Source organism: Candidatus Cardinium hertigii, assembly GCF_050864855.1.
GTDB lineage: Bacteria > Bacteroidota > Bacteroidia > Cytophagales > Amoebophilaceae > Cardinium > Cardinium hertigii_C.
Genome location: NZ_JBOZWW010000078.1, coordinates 1 through 446, shown reverse-complemented (window position 1 = coordinate 446; position 446 = coordinate 1). Strand labels below are relative to the sequence as shown.

Genomic DNA, 446 nt, shown 5'->3' with positions numbered 1-446 from the left:
TGAGACCGTTGCGATAGATAGTTATTGTAATTTTTGATAAGGTTGTAGTTGTATTTTTAGTAGTTTTTATGTTAAGGATGCATAAATTTAGTTATTTAGTGATTTTCAAGTTAATCTTTGTATATTTTAGATATACCATCCCCCTAAAAACCCTTTAAAATGATATTTGGAGCTCTATATAAATTATAGGCTATAGATTCCATAACATGTTGCGTATGGGTTTTATCAAGGCCTATATACCTAGTCCCTGCACTACGGAACCACCTCTTAATACTTCCAAATACCCTTTCTACTTTATAGCGCGTCTTAGATACCAATTTATTAAACCGTTTAGCAGCAGGTGATAAAGGATGATTTCTACTACCTTTCTTTTGAATAGCTGATTTTAATTTCTTGTCTTTTAGTAAAGTTTCGTTGGGCAAACCGCTATAGCCTTTATCTCCATA

1 protein-coding gene is annotated in these 446 nt (G+C 32.3%); it reads right to left on the bottom strand.

Features of this window, described 5'->3' with window-relative positions; translation table 11 throughout:
• Window positions 1-143 precede the first annotated feature (143 nt).
• Window positions 144-446 (bottom strand): transposase (locus ACRRVB_RS05000; protein WP_432466853.1); only part of this gene is annotated, 303 nt, incomplete at its 5' end.